General features: G+C 51.7%; 20 protein-coding genes. 16 read left to right on the top strand and 4 right to left on the bottom strand.

Annotated features, from left to right (window positions below; translation table 11 throughout):
* Positions 1-165 precede the first annotated feature (165 nt).
* The 7 genes from mlaF (at position 166) to murA (ending at position 4,996) form a co-directional block, all read left to right on the top strand.
* On the top strand, positions 166-975 hold the full coding sequence (gene mlaF, locus ACJHYR_RS05515; RefSeq protein WP_000438245.1) for a phospholipid ABC transporter ATP-binding protein MlaF: 810 nt from the start codon (positions 166-168) through the stop codon (positions 973-975).
* A gap of 7 nt (positions 976-982) precedes the next feature.
* On the top strand, positions 983-1,765 hold the full coding sequence (gene mlaE, locus ACJHYR_RS05510) for a lipid asymmetry maintenance ABC transporter permease subunit MlaE (RefSeq protein WP_000925795.1): 783 nt from the start codon (positions 983-985) through the stop codon (positions 1,763-1,765).
* A 4-nt stretch (positions 1,766-1,769) separates the two neighbouring features.
* Positions 1,770-2,321 (top strand): outer membrane lipid asymmetry maintenance protein MlaD, encoded by a 552-nt coding sequence (gene mlaD, locus ACJHYR_RS05505; protein ID WP_001296448.1) that lies wholly within the window; start codon positions 1,770-1,772, stop codon positions 2,319-2,321.
* An 18-nt stretch (positions 2,322-2,339) separates the two neighbouring features.
* Positions 2,340-2,975, top strand: coding sequence for a phospholipid-binding protein MlaC (gene mlaC / locus ACJHYR_RS05500; RefSeq protein ID WP_000476484.1), 636 nt, complete (start codon positions 2,340-2,342; stop codon positions 2,973-2,975).
* Positions 2,975-3,268 carry a lipid asymmetry maintenance protein MlaB gene (mlaB, locus tag ACJHYR_RS05495; RefSeq protein ID WP_000004488.1) on the top strand — a complete coding sequence of 98 codons (294 nt, stop codon included), beginning with the start codon at positions 2,975-2,977 and terminating at the stop codon, positions 3,266-3,268. Before mlaC ends, mlaB begins: the two co-directional genes overlap by 1 nt.
* 159 nt (positions 3,269-3,427) lie before the next feature.
* Positions 3,428-3,682, top strand: a complete 255-nt coding sequence (ibaG, locus tag ACJHYR_RS05490) for a BolA family iron metabolism protein IbaG (RefSeq protein WP_032140254.1) — start codon at positions 3,428-3,430, stop codon at positions 3,680-3,682.
* A gap of 54 nt (positions 3,683-3,736) precedes the next feature.
* Complete coding sequence (gene murA, locus ACJHYR_RS05485; protein ID WP_000357259.1) at positions 3,737-4,996, top strand: UDP-N-acetylglucosamine 1-carboxyvinyltransferase; 1,260 nt, start codon at positions 3,737-3,739, stop codon at positions 4,994-4,996.
* 47 nt (positions 4,997-5,043) lie between these two features.
* On the opposite strand, the gene sfsB is transcribed toward murA, so the two are convergent.
* Together sfsB and ispB are read right to left on the bottom strand one after the other, a co-directional pair.
* Positions 5,044-5,322 (bottom strand): DNA-binding transcriptional regulator SfsB, encoded by a 279-nt coding sequence (gene sfsB, locus ACJHYR_RS05480; protein WP_000445406.1) that lies wholly within the window; start codon positions 5,320-5,322, stop codon positions 5,044-5,046.
* A 226-nt stretch (positions 5,323-5,548) separates the two neighbouring features.
* Positions 5,549-6,520 (bottom strand): octaprenyl diphosphate synthase, encoded by a 972-nt coding sequence (ispB, locus tag ACJHYR_RS05475; RefSeq protein ID WP_001047336.1) that lies wholly within the window; start codon positions 6,518-6,520, stop codon positions 5,549-5,551.
* A gap of 258 nt (positions 6,521-6,778) precedes the next feature.
* Between ispB and rplU the strand changes: the two genes are divergently transcribed.
* The 4 genes from rplU to cgtA all read left to right on the top strand — a co-directional run bounded on the left by rplU (position 6,779) and on the right by cgtA (position 9,648).
* The gene (gene rplU, locus ACJHYR_RS05470) at positions 6,779-7,090 is read left to right on the top strand and encodes a 50S ribosomal protein L21 (RefSeq protein WP_000271401.1); all 312 of its coding nucleotides are present in this window, start codon (positions 6,779-6,781) and stop codon (positions 7,088-7,090) included.
* Positions 7,091-7,110: 20 nt separating this feature from the next.
* On the top strand, positions 7,111-7,368 hold the full coding sequence (gene rpmA, locus ACJHYR_RS05465; protein WP_000940595.1) for a 50S ribosomal protein L27: 258 nt from the start codon (positions 7,111-7,113) through the stop codon (positions 7,366-7,368).
* 126 nt (positions 7,369-7,494) lie between these two features.
* On the top strand, positions 7,495-8,460 hold the full coding sequence (locus tag ACJHYR_RS05460; RefSeq protein WP_000813037.1) for a DMT family transporter: 966 nt from the start codon (positions 7,495-7,497) through the stop codon (positions 8,458-8,460).
* A 15-nt stretch (positions 8,461-8,475) separates the two neighbouring features.
* Positions 8,476-9,648, top strand: coding sequence for an Obg family GTPase CgtA (cgtA, locus tag ACJHYR_RS05455; RefSeq protein WP_000673561.1), 1,173 nt, complete (start codon positions 8,476-8,478; stop codon positions 9,646-9,648).
* Positions 9,649-9,834: 186 nt separating this feature from the next.
* Here cgtA and dacB read toward each other — a convergent pair whose 3' ends face one another.
* Entirely contained in the window at positions 9,835-11,268 is a 1,434-nt protein-coding gene (gene dacB, locus ACJHYR_RS05450; RefSeq protein ID WP_001212619.1) for a serine-type D-Ala-D-Ala carboxypeptidase, read from the bottom strand.
* Between the two features lie 247 nt (positions 11,269-11,515).
* Between dacB and greA the strand changes: the two genes are divergently transcribed.
* The gene (gene greA, locus ACJHYR_RS05445) at positions 11,516-11,992 is read left to right on the top strand and encodes a transcription elongation factor GreA (RefSeq protein ID WP_001148001.1); all 477 of its coding nucleotides are present in this window, start codon (positions 11,516-11,518) and stop codon (positions 11,990-11,992) included.
* A gap of 155 nt (positions 11,993-12,147) precedes the next feature.
* On the opposite strand, the gene yhbY is transcribed toward greA, so the two are convergent.
* The gene (gene yhbY / locus ACJHYR_RS05440) at positions 12,148-12,441 is read right to left on the bottom strand and encodes a ribosome assembly RNA-binding protein YhbY (RefSeq protein WP_001054420.1); all 294 of its coding nucleotides are present in this window, start codon (positions 12,439-12,441) and stop codon (positions 12,148-12,150) included.
* A gap of 125 nt (positions 12,442-12,566) precedes the next feature.
* Between yhbY and rlmE the strand changes: the two genes are divergently transcribed.
* From rlmE to glmM, 4 genes are all read left to right on the top strand, one after another.
* Entirely contained in the window at positions 12,567-13,196 is a 630-nt protein-coding gene (gene rlmE / locus ACJHYR_RS05435) for a 23S rRNA (uridine(2552)-2'-O)-methyltransferase RlmE (RefSeq protein ID WP_000145975.1), read from the top strand.
* Positions 13,197-13,295: 99 nt separating this feature from the next.
* The gene (ftsH, locus tag ACJHYR_RS05430) at positions 13,296-15,230 is read left to right on the top strand and encodes an ATP-dependent zinc metalloprotease FtsH (RefSeq protein WP_100032703.1); all 1,935 of its coding nucleotides are present in this window, start codon (positions 13,296-13,298) and stop codon (positions 15,228-15,230) included.
* Positions 15,231-15,319: 89 nt separating this feature from the next.
* Positions 15,320-16,168: a dihydropteroate synthase gene (folP, locus tag ACJHYR_RS05425; protein WP_000764731.1), complete on the top strand. Its 849-nt coding sequence runs from the start codon at positions 15,320-15,322 to the stop codon at positions 16,166-16,168.
* Positions 16,161-17,498: a phosphoglucosamine mutase gene (glmM, locus tag ACJHYR_RS05420; RefSeq protein WP_000071137.1), complete on the top strand. Its 1,338-nt coding sequence runs from the start codon at positions 16,161-16,163 to the stop codon at positions 17,496-17,498. The genes folP and glmM overlap by 8 nt, the downstream gene beginning before the upstream one ends.
* Positions 17,499-17,643: the final 145 nt, after the last annotated feature.

The following is a 17,643-nucleotide window of genomic DNA, read 5'->3' as shown; positions in this document are numbered from 1 at the left end:
TTCAGAAAGCCGTAACGGATTCTTAATTTTGACTTTATGCGGCTAAAAAGTAAAACAAATGCCAGCTTTCGCTAACCACGGCGGGTAATATTCTGTAAATATGTTGGGTTCAAGGTTAAATTGAGCGCCATGCTTAGAAAATCAACGCAAGACGAAGGGTGAATTATGGAGCAGTCTGTGGCGAATTTAGTCGATATGCGCGATGTCAGTTTTACGCGTGGCAATCGCTGCATCTTCGATAATATTTCCCTGACCGTGCCGCGAGGGAAGATCACGGCGATCATGGGGCCATCGGGCATCGGTAAAACGACGCTACTCCGTCTGATTGGCGGGCAAATCGCACCAGATCATGGTGAGATTCTTTTCGATGGTGAGAATATTCCGGCGATGTCTCGTTCGCGCCTGTATACAGTGCGCAAACGGATGAGCATGTTATTTCAGTCCGGGGCGTTGTTCACTGATATGAACGTATTTGACAACGTCGCCTATCCACTGCGCGAACATACTCAACTTCCCGCGCCATTGTTGCATAGTACGGTGATGATGAAGCTGGAGGCCGTGGGGCTGCGTGGAGCGGCTAAACTAATGCCTTCTGAACTTTCCGGTGGGATGGCGCGGCGTGCAGCGCTGGCGCGTGCGATTGCGCTGGAGCCGGATCTCATCATGTTTGATGAACCTTTTGTTGGGCAAGATCCCATCACCATGGGCGTACTGGTGAAGCTGATTTCTGAGCTGAACAGCGCGCTGGGCGTGACTTGTGTGGTGGTTTCTCACGATGTGCCGGAAGTGTTAAGTATTGCCGATCACGCCTGGATCCTGGCGGACAAAAAAATTGTCGCTCATGGCAGTGCCCAGGCGTTGCAGGCGAATCCTGATCCGCGCGTACGTCAGTTTCTGGACGGGATAGCTGACGGGCCTGTTCCGTTCCGCTATCCTGCCGGCGATTATCACGCTGATCTTTTACCAGGGAGTTAAGCCACTCATGCTGTTAAATGCGCTGGCGTCGCTCGGACATAAAGGGATTAAAACCCTGAGAACGTTCGGGCGGGCCGGGTTAATGTTATTCAATGCGCTGGTCGGCAAACCGGAATTTCGCAAACATGCGCCGCTGCTGGTGCGCCAGCTCTATAATGTCGGCGTCCTGTCGATGCTGATTATTGTAGTTTCTGGCGTGTTCATCGGAATGGTGTTGGGGCTGCAAGGTTATCTGGTTCTGACCACTTATAGTGCGGAAACCAGTCTGGGTATGCTGGTGGCGTTATCGCTACTGCGTGAACTGGGGCCGGTGGTTGCCGCGTTGTTGTTTGCCGGGCGTGCTGGTTCGGCGCTAACCGCAGAAATCGGCCTGATGCGCGCTACAGAGCAACTCTCCAGTATGGAGATGATGGCGGTGGATCCGCTGCGTCGGGTTATTTCTCCCCGTTTCTGGGCTGGGGTTATTTCATTACCACTGTTGACGGTTATTTTCGTCGCCGTGGGGATCTGGGGCGGATCTCTGGTCGGCGTCAGTTGGAAAGGCATTGATAGCGGGTTCTTCTGGTCGGCAATGCAAAATGCCGTCGACTGGCGTATGGATCTGGTTAACTGTCTGATTAAGAGCGTGGTGTTCGCCATCACGGTGACGTGGATTTCGTTGTTTAACGGCTACGACGCCATCCCGACGTCTGCCGGGATTAGCCGGGCAACCACTCGCACCGTTGTCCACTCGTCTCTGGCTGTTCTGGGGCTGGATTTTGTGCTGACCGCATTGATGTTTGGGAATTGAGTTCATGCAAACGAAAAAAAATGAAATTTGGGTGGGTATCTTTTTATTAGCAGCACTACTGGCGGCGCTGTTTGTTTGCCTGAAGGCGGCGAACGTGACGTCCATACGTACTGAACCGACCTACACGCTTTATGCGACGTTCGATAACATTGGCGGCCTGAAAGCGCGCTCTCCGGTCAGCATTGGTGGTGTTGTTGTGGGCCGGGTGGCGGATATTACGCTGGACCCGAAAACATATCTGCCGCGCGTAACGCTGGAAATTGAACAACGTTATAACCACATTCCTGATACCAGTTCGCTGAGCATTCGTACTTCCGGCCTGCTGGGGGAACAATATCTGGCATTAAACGTCGGTTTTGAAGACCCGGAACTGGGGACTGCTATCCTGAAGGATGGCGATACAATTCAGGACACCAAGTCTGCGATGGTGCTGGAAGATCTTATTGGTCAGTTCCTTTACGGTAGTAAAGGCGATGACAATAAGAATAGTGGCGATGCGCCAGCTGCTGCGCCAGGTAATAATGAAACCACTGAACCTGTGGGTACAACGAAATAATTTCAGGAGAACCGACGCATGTTTAAACGTTTAATGATGGTCGCTTTGCTGGTGATTGCACCGCTGAGTGCGGCAACCGCGGCAGACCAGACCAATCCGTATAAGCTGATGGACGAGGCGGCGCAGAAAACGTTCGATCGCCTGAAGAATGAGCAACCGCAAATTCGGGCCAACCCGGATTATCTGCGTACCATTGTCGATCAGGAACTGCTGCCATACGTACAGGTGAAATACGCCGGTGCGCTGGTGCTGGGCCAGTATTACAAGAGTGCGACCCCTGCTCAACGTGATGCTTACTTTGCCGCTTTCCGTGAGTACCTGAAGCAGGCTTACGGTCAGGCGCTGGCGATGTATCACGGTCAAACCTATCAGATTGCGCCAGAACAGCCGCTGGGCGATAAAACCATTGTGCCTATTCGCGTTACCATTATTGACCCGAATGGCCGCCCGCCGGTGCGTCTGGACTTCCAGTGGCGTAAAAACTCCCAGACGGGCAACTGGCAGGCTTACGACATGATTGCTGAAGGCGTCAGTATGATCACCACCAAACAAAACGAGTGGGGAACGCTGCTGCGTACCAAAGGTATCGACGGCCTGACTGCACAACTGAAATCGATTTCTCAACAGAAAATCACTCTGGAAGAGAAAAAATAATGAGCGAGTCACTGAGCTGGATGCAGACGGGTGACACGCTGGCGCTATCCGGAGAGTTGGATCAGGACGTTCTGCTACCGCTTTGGGAAATGCGTGAGGAAGCGGTGAAGGGGATTACCTGCATCGATCTTAGCCGTGTGTCCCGCGTGGATACGGGTGGACTGGCACTGCTGCTCCATCTTATCGATCTGGCGAAAAAGCAGGGCAACAACGTGACGCTTCAGGGGGTAAACGACAAAGTGTATACCCTCGCGAAATTGTATAATTTGCCTGCTGATGTTCTGCCTCGTTAAATTTTTTCAGGCCGGATATGGTGTTAACCGCCTGTCCGGCAAACCTGCCTGCAAGTCGAGCCTTGTCTGATTTATCAGCGAGGCTTTTTGCTTATTTATGCCAGCGCAACTTTGCTCTAAGATGTTTCGCTGGTTTATTAACTGATGATTGAAGATCCCATGGAAAATAATGAAATTCAGAGCGTGTTGATGAGCGCTCTCTCCCTCCAGGAAGTCCACGTTTCCGGCGATGGCAGCCACTTTCAGGTTATTGCCGTGGGTGAGTTGTTTGACGGCATGAGTCGGGTTAAAAAACAGCAGACGGTCTATGGCCCGCTGATGGAATATATTGCGGATAACCGCATTCATGCTGTGTCGATCAAAGCGTATACCCCTGCGGAGTGGGCGCGCGATCGCAAACTGAACGGCTTTTGAGCTATGGGCGATTCGCCGGTAGCGGATATGAATTGTTAACTGAGAACAAACTAAATGGATAAATTTCGTGTTCAGGGGCCAACGAAGCTCCAGGGCGAAGTCACAATTTCCGGCGCTAAAAATGCTGCTCTGCCTATACTTTTTGCCGCACTACTGGCGGAAGAACCGGTAGAGATCCAGAACGTCCCGAAACTAAAAGACGTCGATACATCAATGAAGCTGCTAAGCCAGCTGGGTGCGAAAGTAGAACGTAATGGTTCTGTGCATATTGATGCCCGCGACGTTAATGTATTCTGCGCACCTTACGATCTGGTTAAAACCATGCGTGCTTCTATCTGGGCGCTGGGGCCGCTGGTAGCGCGCTTTGGTCAGGGGCAAGTTTCACTGCCTGGCGGTTGTACGATTGGTGCACGTCCGGTTGATCTACACATTTCTGGTCTCGAACAATTAGGCGCGACCATCAAACTGGAAGAAGGTTACGTTAAAGCTTCCGTCGATGGTCGTCTGAAAGGCGCACATATCGTGATGGATAAAGTCAGCGTTGGCGCAACGGTGACCATCATGTGTGCTGCAACCCTAGCGGAAGGCACCACGATTATTGAAAACGCAGCGCGTGAACCGGAAATCGTCGATACCGCGAACTTCCTGATTACGCTGGGTGCGAAAATTAGCGGTCAGGGCACCGATCGTATCGTCATCGAAGGTGTGGAACGTTTAGGCGGCGGTGTCTATCGTGTGCTACCGGATCGTATCGAAACCGGTACTTTCCTGGTGGCGGCGGCGATCTCTCGCGGCAAAATTATCTGCCGTAACGCGCAGCCAGATACTCTCGACGCCGTGCTGGCGAAGCTGCGTGACGCTGGAGCAGACATCGAAGTCGGCGAAGACTGGATTAGCCTGGATATGCATGGCAAACGTCCGAAGGCTGTTAACGTACGTACCGCGCCGCATCCGGCATTCCCGACCGATATGCAGGCCCAGTTCACGCTGTTGAACCTGGTGGCAGAAGGGACCGGCTTCATCACCGAAACGGTCTTTGAAAACCGCTTTATGCATGTGCCAGAGCTGAGCCGTATGGGCGCGCACGCCGAAATCGAAAGCAATACCGTTATTTGTCACGGTGTTGAAAAACTTTCTGGCGCACAGGTTATGGCAACCGATCTGCGTGCATCAGCAAGCCTGGTGCTGGCTGGCTGTATTGCGGAAGGGACGACGGTGGTTGATCGTATTTATCACATCGATCGTGGCTACGAACGCATTGAAGACAAACTGCGCGCTTTAGGTGCAAATATTGAGCGTGTGAAAGGCGAGTAATCGTCTGAGAGCTGGCAGCCCCGTTCGCGGGGCTACCGCCAGACCACTCATTTTTTCGGTTTAGTGTAGCTACGTATCAACTGCGTTCTGTCGATAAACTCATGGGTCAGCGGATCATGGTAGCGAGATGGCCAGATAATCCAGGGGTCAGTTCCCAGGGCTTTCGCAATAATCATCTCTCCTTTCGGCCAGGGGCGCGATAATGCGTTCGCCAGCGTTGAGGAACTCAAACCATTTCTGCGAGATTCCGCCGCCATTGACGTTCCCTTCTTGCGCAAACCCGCAATGATGTCAGCGGGATGCCAGTCAATGAAATTACTTTCCATCTTTCCTCACTCCTTAAGTTAGTCGCTTTCATTCAGAACACTTCTTCTGTCGAGCATCACTATACTCCTGATGGCCTATTGCTCTAAAAAGTTCCTGTAAAGAGTGTGAATATTCAGAATATATAAAGATGTACAGCCCTATTTTCAGGTGTTATAGAGCTGAATAAGTGTTTTTATGGAATTTACTGGAATCATCCCGCGCGCTGCGCGGGATGAGGGGAGGGGATTAACGATCGCGTTGAACAGCGATGTGCGCGAGGCCGATGAGTGCTTCTCGCCACGGGGTGTCCGGGAGCACCTGTAACGCTGCGATGGCTTTGTCTGCTTCTTCCTCGGCACGCTGACGCGTCCATTCAAGAGATCCACAAGCGTTCATTGCTTCCAGAACCGGTTCCAGAAGATGGCGACCGTTACCCTGTTCGATGGCGGTACGAATCATCTGTGCCTGTTCTGGTGTGCCATGATGCATTGCATGCAGCAGCGGCAGCGTCGGTTTACCTTCGTTCAGATCGTCGCCGACGTTTTTACCTAACTGTTCGCCATCGGCATTGTAATCGAGTAAATCGTCGATCAACTGGAAAGCAGTGCCGAGATAGCGCCCATAATCCTGCAGGCCTTTCTCCTCCTCCGGCGTACAGCCAGCCAGAATCCCGGAACACTGCGCGGCAGCCTCAAACAGACGCGCGGTTTTGCTATAGATAACGCGCATGTAGTTTTCTTCAGTGATGTCCGGATCGTTAACGTTCATCAGTTGCAGAACTTCACCTTCTGCGATGACGTTTACGGCTTCTGACATGACTTCCAGCACTTTGAGCGAGCCGAGGCTGGTCATCATCTGGAACGCGCGGGTATAAATAAAATCGCCTACCAGCACGCTGGCGGCATTGCCAAATGCGGCGTTGGCGGTAGCTTTACCCCTGCGCATATCTGATTCATCCACAACGTCGTCGTGCAGCAGAGTCGCCGTGTGGATAAACTCGATCAGGGCAGCAATGGTGACATGCGCATTTCCCTCATAGCCAACAGCTCGTGCAGCCAGTACAGCAATCATCGGGCGAATACGTTTACCGCCGCCGCTGACGATGTAATAGCCTAACTGATTGATCAGTTGGACGTCGGAATTAAGCTGCTCAAGGATTGCCGCATTAACACCCGCCATATCTTGCGCGGTTAACTCATTGATTTTTTCTAAATTCATCGCAAAAGCCGGGCTTTTCGCCCCGATTACCTTACTGTGAACAAAGGCAAGTTAGGGTTTATGGTTAGGAATATAGGGTGATTGTACTGAAAAAATGGCACAGATAAACGTTACCGTACAAGTTGTGTTTTTTTTCTTCGTGTATTGACTGTAGCACTTGTCAAAGGCGTGCGTTTTGCGTAATATTCGCGCCCTATTGTGAATATTTATAGCGCACTCTGAATCATTGAAAAGGTGTGCGCGGAAGCGGAGTTTTATATGTACGCGGTTTTCCAAAGTGGTGGTAAACAACACCGAGTAAGCGAAGGTCAGACCGTTCGCCTGGAAAAGCTGGACATCGCAACTGGCGAAACTGTTGAGTTCGCTGAAGTGCTGATGATCGCAAACGGTGAAGAAGTCAAAATCGGCGTTCCTTTCGTTGATGGCGGCGTAATCAAAGCTGAAGTTGTTGCTCACGGTCGTGGCGAGAAAGTTAAAATCGTTAAGTTTCGTCGTCGTAAACACTATCGTAAGCAGCAGGGCCATCGTCAGTGGTTCACTGATGTGAAAATTACTGGCATCAGCGCCTAAGACCTGAGGAGAGATTTCAAATGGCACATAAAAAGGCTGGCGGCTCCACACGTAACGGTCGCGATTCAGAAGCTAAACGCCTGGGCGTTAAGCGTTTCGGTGGCGAATCCGTTCTGGCGGGTAGCATCATCGTTCGTCAACGTGGTACCAAATTCCACGCTGGCGCTAACGTAGGTTGCGGTCGTGACCACACTCTGTTTGCTAAAGCAGACGGTAAAGTGAAATTCGAAGTTAAAGGCCCGAAAAACCGTAAATTTATCAGCATCGAAGCTGAATAAGTTTTTCGCGTCCCGGTAACGGATGAAAGCCCCGCAACACGTTGCGGGGCTTTTTACATTCGATAACCGGTAAAAATGCGCATGGTGCGACGTTAATTCGCAAATGCGCTTTGCAGGGAATACGGTATGAAGCAGCAGGCAGGCATTGGCATTCTTTTGGCGCTCACCACAGCAATTTGCTGGGGGGCGTTGCCAATCGCAATGAAGCAGGTGCTGGAGGTGATGGAACCTCCGACAATCGTGTTTTACCGTTTCTTGATGGCGAGTATTGGCCTTGGTGCCATTCTTGCGGTGAAGAAGAGGTTGCCGCCATTACGCGTGTTTCGTAAGCCACGCTGGTTGATTTTGTTGGCAGTGGCGACCGCCGGGCTGTTTGGGAACTTCATCCTGTTCAGCTCATCCTTGCAATACCTGAGTCCGACCGCTTCGCAGGTGATTGGGCAACTCTCGCCAGTTGGCATGATGGTTGCCAGCGTATTTATCCTGAAAGAGAAAATGCGCAGCACTCAGGTTGTAGGGGCATTGATGCTCCTGAGCGGCCTGGTGATGTTTTTTAACACCAGTCTGGTCGAGATATTTACAAAGCTCACCGATTACACCTGGGGAGTTATCTTTGGGGTCGGTGCGGCGACGGTTTGGGTGAGTTATGGCGTGGCGCAAAAGGTTTTATTGCGTCGGCTGGCCTCACCGCAGATCCTGTTTTTGCTGTACACTTTGTGTACAATCGCGCTCTTCCCTCTGGCAAAACCTGGAGTGATAGCGCAGCTTAGCCACTGGCAGCTCGCATGTTTAATTTTTTGCGGACTGAATACATTGGTAGGATATGGCGCCCTGGCGGAAGCGATGGCTCGCTGGCAGGCAGCGCAGGTGAGCGCGATCATCACGCTCACCCCACTGTTTACGCTGTTTTTTTCAGATCTTTTATCACTGGCCTGGCCCGATTTCTTCGCCAGACCGATGTTAAACCTTTTAGGTTATCTCGGTGCGTTTGTCGTGGTTGCGGGCGCGATGTATTCCGCCATTGGTCATCGTATTTGGGGCGGATTACGTAAGCATACAACGGTGGTATCGCAACCCCGCGCAGGCGAATGATTTACGGAGAATAAAATGAAGTTTGTTGATGAAGCATCGATTCTGGTCGTTGCAGGTGATGGCGGTAATGGTTGCGTGAGCTTCCGCCGCGAAAAGTATATTCCGAAAGGCGGCCCGGATGGCGGCGATGGCGGTGATGGTGGTGACGTATGGATGGAAGCCGACGAGAACCTGAACACGCTTATAGATTATCGTTTTGAAAAATCTTTCCGTGCAGAGCGTGGTCAGAACGGCGCAAGCCGCGACTGTACCGGTAAGCGCGGTAAAGACGTGACGATTAAAGTGCCGGTAGGTACGCGTGTTATCGACCAGGGTACCGGTGAAACCATGGGCGATATGACCAAACACGGTCAGCGTCTGCTGGTTGCTAAGGGCGGCTGGCACGGTCTGGGCAATACCCGTTTCAAATCGTCAGTTAACCGTACACCACGGCAGAAAACTAACGGTACGCCGGGCGATAAGCGTGAGCTGCTGCTGGAGCTGATGCTGCTGGCTGACGTCGGTATGTTGGGGATGCCAAACGCGGGTAAATCGACCTTTATTCGTGCGGTATCGGCGGCTAAACCGAAAGTGGCGGATTATCCGTTTACCACTCTGGTACCAAGCCTGGGCGTGGTGCGTATGGACAACGAAAAGAGCTTCGTTGTTGCCGATATTCCAGGACTGATTGAAGGCGCTGCAGAAGGCGCAGGTCTGGGCATTCGCTTCCTGAAGCACCTGGAACGTTGCCGCGTCCTGTTGCACCTCATCGATATCGATCCGATTGACGGCACCGATCCGGTTGAAAACGCGCGTATTATTATCAGCGAGCTGGAAAAATACAGCCAGGATCTGGCGGCGAAACCGCGTTGGTTAGTGTTCAACAAGATCGATCTGCTGGATAAGGCAGAAGCCGAAGAGAAAGCGAAAGCGATCGCTGAGGCGCTGGGCTGGGAAGATAAATATTATCTGATCTCTGCGGCGAGCGGACTGGGCGTGAAAGATCTCTGCTGGGATGTGATGACCTTTATCATTGAAAACCCGGTCGTGCAGGCTGAAGAAGCGAAACAGCCAGAGAAAGTCGAATTCATGTGGGATGATTATCACCGTCAGCAGCTTGAAGAGATTGCTGAAGAGGATGATGAAGACTGGGATGACGACTGGGACGAAGACGACGAAGAAGGCGTTGAGTTCATTTACAAGCGTTAATCACTGATGATAAACGCCAAATAAGCCTGATGCGCTACGCTTATCAGGCCTACAAGAGAATTGCAAAATGTTGAATTTGCACGACTTTGTAGGCCGGATAAGGCGTTCACGCCGCATCCGGCATAAACAAAGTGCACTTTGTCAATAATCTGAAGCCCCGGCCATGTGCCGGGGTTTCTCTTTAGACTAATTATTCTGATAAATATCTTTATACAAACGGCTTTCAAATCGCACTAACGGAATACGGCGATTACGCTGATCCGCCGGTTCTACTGCATAGCCGGAAAGATATTGTACAAACGCCATTCGTTGCCCGCTCGCCGTGGTAATGAATCCCGCCAGGTTATATACCCCCTGCAACGAGCCGGTTTTCGCTGAGACTTTGCCATCCACGCCCGCCTGATGCAGACCTGCACGGTACTGCAAAGAGCCGTCATAGCCCGCCAGCGGTAGCATAGAGATAAAGTTAAGTTCATTGTCGTGTTGGGCAATGTATTGCAGCACCTGCATCATGGTGGCGGGGGCAATCAGGTTATGCCGCGAAAGCCCTGAACCATCGGCAATAATGGTGTTACCAATATCGACACCGGCTTGCTGGCGCAGGATCTGACGCACGGCGTCTGACCCGGCCCGCCATGTTCCAGGCACATTGAAGCGTGCATGGCCTATCATGCGGAAAACCGTATCGGCGATCATGTTGTCTGACTTTTTCAGCATAATCTTAAGCAGATCGTGCAACGGGGCCGACTGTTTACTGGCAACTACCGTTCCAGGTTCGTTAACCTGCGTCTGACGCAGCAGTGTTCCGCTCCAGGTGATACCTGCCTGTTTTAACTCATCTTTCAGAATTGCTCCAGCATAGCTGGCACCATCCTGCACGGCAAAAGCCAACGGGAGCGGCTCAGAACGTTGTGGCAGGCATCCGGTCAGCGTAAAGCGGTTCAGGTCGCCTGGCACCACATCCAGCTCGCAATATTGCGCTTCGGCAGAACCACGGGGGAGGGTGCGTACCTGGCTGAACATCGTAACGGGGTAATAAGATGCCACGCGTATAAAAGCCATATCACCAGGTTTTGGGGCACTGTAGAGCGAGACGGAGAAACAGTTGCGGTCAACTATGGCGGCGGCAGGCGGAGCGCTAAAGCATTGTGTCATGTCATTCCATGGCCAGCCGGGGGCTTTATCGTGGCTGGCGAAAATGGAGGTATCTATCAACACATTGCCATCGATTTGGTTGACGCCAGATTTTTTCAAAGTCGCGACCATATTGCGAATATCCTGACGTTTTAACGTCGGATCGGCACCAAATCGCGCCACTAAGTCACCCTTAAGTACGCCGTTTTCCACATTACCTTTGGTTTCAAGCGTCGTGGTAAAACGAAAATCGGGGCCGAGTTGAATCAACGCCGCCAGTGCAGTAATCACTTTCTGCGTACTGGCGGGCAGCGCCATCTGCTGACTGTGGTAATCAATAGCGGGGGCCGACGCGCCGACTTTTTGCACCATCAGGGCAAGGTTGGCACCAGCGGGGAGTTGAGTAATGTACTCATCAACATTTGCGGCCTGAACACTGAACGCTATACAGCTGGTCAATCCGATGATAAATCTGGAAAATCGCATAATCTCGCGCTAACAACCTGGAATCGAGCCGTCATACTACGGCGCAACGCCCTATAAAGTAAACGATGACCCTTCGGGAACTTCAGGGTAAAATGACTATCAAAATGTGAATTGTAGCTGACCTGGGACTTGTACCCGGGTCGGTATTTTTTTGCTTCTGGTCCCGGTGAGGAGTTATGCCGGGCAGGCCGAACAGCCGGGGTGGGTGAAGACTTGCCCCATCAGGAATATTCAAGAGGTATAACAAATGCAAGCTATTCCGATGACCTTACGCGGCGCTGAAAAATTACGCGAAGAGCTGGATTTTCTGAAATCTGTGCGCCGTCCTGAAATCATTGCTGCTATCGCGGAAGCGCGTGAGCATGGCGACCTGAAAGAAAACGCCGAATACCACGCAGCTCGTGAACAGCAAGGCTTCTGCGAAGGCCGTATCAAAGACATCGAAGCCAAGCTGTCGAACGCGCAGGTGATTGATGTCACCAAAATGCCCAACAATGGGCGCGTTATTTTTGGTGCTACCGTAACGGTGCTGAATCTCGATTCTGACGAAGAACAGACTTATCGCATCGTTGGCGATGACGAAGCTGACTTTAAACAAAACCTGATTTCTGTAAACTCACCTATTGCTCGTGGCCTGATCGGCAAAGAAGAAGATGATGTTGTGGTCATCAAAACGCCGGGCGGCGAAGTAGAATTTGAAGTAATTAAGGTGGAATACCTGTAAGAATTACCCAATACTCAAGATGTTGATGTATTGTAAAGAAAGGAAAAAGGCCGCTATGCGGCCTTTTATCAACGAACAGAGCGTGGCATTTTGCTCTCCTGCCTGCGGAAAACCCCTCGTTTTACACAGCAAATGTGTGTAACTTTAGGATAATCTTAGCGTGGCAGCGAGATTTTACGTTCTTTAGTTGGGCGATAAAGCACCAGCGTTTTACCGATGACCTGTACATTACAGGCGCCGGTTTCGCGCACGATAGCTTCCACGATCAAGGTTTTAGTTTCGCGATCTTCGGTGGCGATTTTCACCTTGATGAGTTCATGGTGCTCTAACGCTTGTTCAATCTCGGCCAGCACCCCTTCGGTCAAACCATTACTGCCAAGCAGAACAACTGGCTTGAGCGGATGTGCCAGACCTTTCAGGTGCTGTTTTTGTTTAGTACTCAGATTCATCGTATTTTTTGCTTACGTTGGGATTGAAAACGGGTCATTCTACCGCCATCTCCCATATATCACCAAATAGGCGCGTAAAAATTTACGCAATTGGTTACGATGAGTTATCCCCATGGGAAAGTTAAATGACAGGTAAGAAGCGTTCTGCCAGCTCCAGCCGCTGGCTTCAGGAACACTTTAGCGATAAATATGTTCAACAGGCACAGAAAAAGGGGTTACGTTCCCGTGCCTGGTTTAAACTTGATGAAATACAGCAAAGTGACAAACTCTTTAAACCGGGAATGACGGTTGTCGACCTTGGTGCTGCTCCGGGTGGTTGGTCACAATATGTGGTCACCCAAATTGGCGGCAAAGGCCGCATCATCGCTTGCGATCTTTTACCTATGGATCCTATCGTTGGTGTGGACTTTCTTCAGGGCGATTTTCGTGATGAACTGGTGATGAAAGCACTGCTGGAGCGCGTTGGCGACAGCAAAGTCCAGGTTGTCATGTCCGATATGGCACCAAACATGAGCGGAACACCGGCGGTGGATATCCCCCGTGCCATGTATCTGGTGGAACTGGCGCTAGAAATGTGTCGTGATGTATTAGCGCCAGGTGGCAGTTTTGTAGTGAAGGTGTTCCAGGGCGAAGGTTTCGATGAGTATCTAAGGGAAATTCGCTCCCTGTTTACGAAGGTCAAAGTTCGTAAGCCGGACTCTTCTCGTGCACGTTCGCGGGAAGTGTATATTGTAGCGACCGGGCGTAAACCCTAACCGGGAGATTTCAGACGAAAGTTTGAAAGATGCTGGATATAGAGTATCCTGACGCTGTTTTTAACACAGTTGTAATAAGAGGTTAATCCCTTGAGTGACATGGCGAAAAACCTAATACTCTGGCTGGTCATTGCCGTTGTGCTGATGTCAGTATTCCAGAGCTTTGGGCCCAGCGAGTCTAATGGCCGTAAGGTGGATTACTCTACCTTCCTACAAGAGGTCAATAACGACCAGGTTCGTGAAGCGCGTATCAACGGACGTGAAATCAACGTTACCAAGAAAGATAGTAACCGTTATACCACTTACATTCCGGTTCAGGATCCGAAATTACTGGATAACCTGTTGACCAAGAACGTCAAGGTTGTCGGTGAACCGCCTGAAGAACCAAGCCTGCTGGCTTCTATCTTCATCTCCTGGTTCCCGATGCTGTTGCTGATTGGTGTCTGGATCTTCTTCATGCGTCAAATGCAGGGCGGCGGTGGCAAAGGTGCCATGTCGTTTGGTAAGAGCAAAGCGCGCATGCTGACGGAAGATCAGATCAAAACGACCTTTGCTGACGTTGCGGGCTGCGACGAAGCAAAAGAAGAAGTTGCTGAACTGGTTGAGTATCTGCGCGAGCCGAGCCGCTTCCAGAAACTCGGCGGTAAGATCCCGAAAGGCATCCTGATGGTCGGTCCTCCGGGTACCGGTAAAACGCTGCTGGCGAAAGCGATTGCAGGCGAAGCGAAAGTTCCGTTCTTTACTATCTCCGGTTCTGACTTCGTCGAAATGTTCGTCGGTGTGGGTGCATCCCGTGTTCGTGACATGTTCGAACAGGCGAAGAAAGCGGCACCGTGTATCATCTTTATCGATGAAATCGACGCCGTAGGCCGCCAGCGTGGCGCAGGTCTGGGCGGTGGTCACGATGAACGTGAACAGACTCTGAACCAGATGCTGGTTGAGATGGATGGCTTCGAAGGTAACGAAGGTATCATCGTTATCGCCGCAACTAACCGTCCGGACGTTCTCGACCCGGCGCTGCTGCGTCCTGGCCGTTTCGACCGTCAGGTTGTGGTTGGTTTGCCAGATGTTCGCGGTCGTGAGCAGATCCTGAAAGTTCACATGCGTCGCGTACCATTGGCACCCGATATCGACGCGGCAATCATTGCCCGTGGTACTCCTGGTTTCTCCGGTGCTGACCTGGCGAACCTGGTGAACGAAGCGGCACTGTTCGCTGCTCGTGGCAACAAACGCGTTGTGTCGATGGTTGAGTTCGAGAAAGCGAAAGACAAAATCATGATGGGTGCGGAACGTCGCTCCATGGTGATGACGGAAGCGCAGAAAGAATCAACGGCTTACCACGAAGCGGGTCATGCGATTATCGGTCGCCTGGTGCCGGAACACGATCCGGTGCACAAAGTGACGATTATCCCACGCGGTCGTGCTCTGGGTGTGACTTTCTTTTTGCCTGAGGGTGACGCAATCAGCGCCAGCCGTCAGAAACTGGAAAGCCAGATTTCTACGCTGTACGGTGGTCGTCTGGCAGAAGAGATCATTTACGGGCCGGAACATGTTTCTACCGGTGCGTCCAACGATATTAAAGTTGCGACCAACCTGGCACGTAACATGGTGACTCAGTGGGGCTTCTCTGAGAAATTGGGTCCACTGCTGTACGCGGAAGAAGAAGGTGAAGTGTTCCTCGGCCGTAGCGTAGCGAAAGCGAAACATATGTCTGATGAAACTGCACGTATCATCGACCAGGAAGTGAAAGCACTGATTGAGCGTAACTATAATCGTGCGCGTCAGCTTCTGACCGACAATATGGATATTCTGCATGCGATGAAAGATGCTCTCATGAAATATGAGACTATCGACGCACCGCAGATTGATGACCTGATGGCACGTCGCGATGTACGTCCGCCAGCGGGCTGGGAAGAACCAGGCGCTTCTAACAATTCTGGCGACAATGGTAGTCCAAAGGCTCCACGTCCGGTTGATGAACCGCGTACGCCGAACCCGGGTAACACCATGTCAGAGCAGTTAGGCGACAAGTAAGTTCCCGCATCAGATGACTGTATTTGTACCGAAAACCCCGGGGCGTGCTCCGGGGTTTTTTCTTATCAATTCATACCAGGGATAACACCATGAAACTCTTTGCCCAGGGCACTTCACTGGACCTTAGCCATCCTCACGTAATGGGGATCCTCAACGTCACGCCTGATTCCTTTTCGGATGGCGGCACGCATAACTCGCTGATAGATGCGGTGAAACATGCGAATCTGATGATCAACGCTGGCGCGACGATCATTGACGTTGGTGGCGAGTCCACGCGCCCGGGGGCTGCGGAAGTTAGCGTTGAAGAAGAGTTGCAACGTGTTATTCCGGTGGTTGAGGCAATTGCTCAACGCTTCGAAGTCTGGATCTCGGTAGATACATCCAAACCAGAAGTCATCCGTGAGTCAGCGAAAGTTGGCGCTCACATTATTAATGATATTCGCTCCCTTTCCGAACCAGGGGCTCTGGAGGCTGCTGCAGAAACCGGTTTGCCGGTTTGCCTGATGCATATGCAGGGAAATCCAAAGACCATGCAGGAAGCCCCGAAGTATGACGATGTCTTTGCGGAAGTGAATCGCTATTTTATTGAGCAAATAGCACGTTGCGAGCAGGCGGGTATCGCAAAAGAGAAATTGTTGCTCGACCCCGGATTCGGTTTCGGTAAAAATCTCTCCCATAACTATTCATTACTGGCGCGCCTGGCTGAATTTCATCATTTCAACCTGCCGCTGTTGGTGGGTATGTCACGAAAATCGATGATTGGGCAATTGCTGAACGTGGGGCCATCTGAGCGTCTGAGCGGTAGTCTGGCTTGTGCGGTCATTGCCGCTATGCAAGGCGCGCATATCATTCGTGTTCATGACGTCAAAGAAACCGTAGAAGCGATGCGGGTGGTGGAAGCCACTCTGTCTGCAAAGGAAAACAAACGCTATGAGTAATCGTAAATATTTCGGTACCGATGGGATTCGTGGTCGTGTAGGGGATGCGCCGATCACCCCTGATTTTGTGCTTAAGCTGGGTTGGGCCGCGGGTAAAGTGCTGGCGCGCCACGGCTCCCGTAAGATCATTATTGGTAAAGACACGCGTATTTCTGGCTATATGCTGGAGTCAGCACTGGAAGCGGGTCTGGCGGCTGCGGGCCTTTCCGCGCTCTTCACTGGCCCGATGCCAACACCGGCCGTGGCTTATCTGACGCGTACCTTCCGCGCAGAGGCCGGAATTGTGATATCTGCATCGCATAACCCGTTCTACGATAACGGCATTAAATTTTTCTCTATCGACGGCACCAAACTACCGGATGCAGTAGAAGAGGCCATCGAAGCGGAAATGGAAAAAGAGATCAGCTGTGTTGATTCGGCAGAACTGGGTAAAGCCAGCCGTATCGTTGATGCTGCGGGTCGCTATATCGAGTTTTGCAAAGCCACGTTCCCGAACGAACTTAGCCTCAGTGAACTGAAGATTGTGGTGGATTGTGCAAATGGTGCGACTTATCACATCGCGCCGAACGTGCTGCGCGAACTAGGGGCGAATGTTATCGCTATCGGTTGTGAGCCGAACGGTGTGAACATCAATGCCGAAGTGGGGGCTACCGACGTTCGCGCGCTTCAGGCGCGAGTGCTGGCTGAAAAAGCGGATCTCGGTATTGCCTTCGACGGCGACGGCGATCGCGTGATTATGGTTGACCATGAAGGCAATAAAGTCGATGGCGATCAGATCATGTATATCATCGCGCGTGAAGGTCTTCGTCAGGGCCAGCTGCGTGGTGGCGCTGTGGGCACATTGATGAGCAACATGGGGCTGGAACTGGCGCTGAAACAGTTAGGTATTCCATTTGCGCGCGCGAAAGTGGGTGACCGCTACGTACTGGAAAAAATGCAGGAGAAAGGCTGGCGTATCGGTGCAGAGAACTCCGGTCATGTGATCCTGCTGGATAAAACCACTACCGGTGACGGTATCGTTGCTGGCTTGCAGGTGCTGGCGGCGATGGCGCGTAACCATATGAGCCTGCACGATCTTTGCAGCGGCATGAAAATGTTCCCGCAGATTCTGGTTAACGTGCGTTACACCGCAGGTAGCGGCGATCCGCTGGAGCATGAATCAGTCAAAGCTGTGACCGCAGAAGTTGAAGCGGCGCTGGGTAGCCGTGGACGTGTGCTGTTGCGTAAATCCGGCACCGAACCGTTAATTCGCGTGATGGTGGAAGGCGAAGACGAAGCACAGGTGACTGAATTTGCACACCGCATCGCCGATGCAGTAAAAGCCGTTTAAAGCGTGAGATAACTGGCTAAAAAGGCGGCGGTTGTCGCCTTTTTTCTCAGCGAACACATCAGTTTTGCTGTTTTTTTCCGCAGTTGATACAATGCGATAAAATTGCCCTTGCGAAGGTCATTCGCTTTGGTTAGTATTCACACCC

This window comes from Escherichia sp. WS1450, from assembly GCF_046487395.1.
In the GTDB taxonomy this organism is placed as follows: domain Bacteria; phylum Pseudomonadota; class Gammaproteobacteria; order Enterobacterales; family Enterobacteriaceae; genus Escherichia; species Escherichia coli.
This window is presented reverse-complemented; position numbering and strand designations above follow the sequence as displayed.

Excerpts from the sequence above, each read along its gene's own strand:
- mlaB (WP_000004488.1), top strand. The coding sequence starts at position 2,975 with ATGAGCGAGTCACTGAGCTGGATGCAGACGGGTGACACGCTGGCGCTA.
- rpmA (WP_000940595.1), top strand. The coding sequence starts at position 7,111 with ATGGCACATAAAAAGGCTGGCGGCTCCACACGTAACGGTCGCGATTCA.
- cgtA (WP_000673561.1), top strand. The coding sequence starts at position 8,476 with ATGAAGTTTGTTGATGAAGCATCGATTCTGGTCGTTGCAGGTGATGGC.
- mlaF (WP_000438245.1), top strand. The coding sequence starts at position 166 with ATGGAGCAGTCTGTGGCGAATTTAGTCGATATGCGCGATGTCAGTTTT.
- mlaD (WP_001296448.1), top strand. The coding sequence starts at position 1,770 with ATGCAAACGAAAAAAAATGAAATTTGGGTGGGTATCTTTTTATTAGCA.
- greA (WP_001148001.1), top strand. The coding sequence starts at position 11,516 with ATGCAAGCTATTCCGATGACCTTACGCGGCGCTGAAAAATTACGCGAA.
- ispB (WP_001047336.1), bottom strand. The coding sequence starts at position 6,520 with ATGAATTTAGAAAAAATCAATGAGTTAACCGCGCAAGATATGGCGGGT.
- ACJHYR_RS05460 (WP_000813037.1), top strand. The coding sequence starts at position 7,495 with ATGAAGCAGCAGGCAGGCATTGGCATTCTTTTGGCGCTCACCACAGCA.
- mlaC (WP_000476484.1), top strand. The coding sequence starts at position 2,340 with ATGTTTAAACGTTTAATGATGGTCGCTTTGCTGGTGATTGCACCGCTG.
- glmM (WP_000071137.1), top strand. The coding sequence starts at position 16,161 with ATGAGTAATCGTAAATATTTCGGTACCGATGGGATTCGTGGTCGTGTA.
- rplU (WP_000271401.1), top strand. The coding sequence starts at position 6,779 with ATGTACGCGGTTTTCCAAAGTGGTGGTAAACAACACCGAGTAAGCGAA.
- rlmE (WP_000145975.1), top strand. The coding sequence starts at position 12,567 with ATGACAGGTAAGAAGCGTTCTGCCAGCTCCAGCCGCTGGCTTCAGGAA.
- murA (WP_000357259.1), top strand. The coding sequence starts at position 3,737 with ATGGATAAATTTCGTGTTCAGGGGCCAACGAAGCTCCAGGGCGAAGTC.
- folP (WP_000764731.1), top strand. The coding sequence starts at position 15,320 with ATGAAACTCTTTGCCCAGGGCACTTCACTGGACCTTAGCCATCCTCAC.
- ibaG (WP_032140254.1), top strand. The coding sequence starts at position 3,428 with ATGGAAAATAATGAAATTCAGAGCGTGTTGATGAGCGCTCTCTCCCTC.
- sfsB (WP_000445406.1), bottom strand. The coding sequence starts at position 5,322 with ATGGAAAGTAATTTCATTGACTGGCATCCCGCTGACATCATTGCGGGT.
- ftsH (WP_100032703.1), top strand. The coding sequence starts at position 13,296 with ATGGCGAAAAACCTAATACTCTGGCTGGTCATTGCCGTTGTGCTGATG.
- yhbY (WP_001054420.1), bottom strand. The coding sequence starts at position 12,441 with ATGAATCTGAGTACTAAACAAAAACAGCACCTGAAAGGTCTGGCACAT.
- mlaE (WP_000925795.1), top strand. The coding sequence starts at position 983 with ATGCTGTTAAATGCGCTGGCGTCGCTCGGACATAAAGGGATTAAAACC.
- dacB (WP_001212619.1), bottom strand. The coding sequence starts at position 11,268 with ATGCGATTTTCCAGATTTATCATCGGATTGACCAGCTGTATAGCGTTC.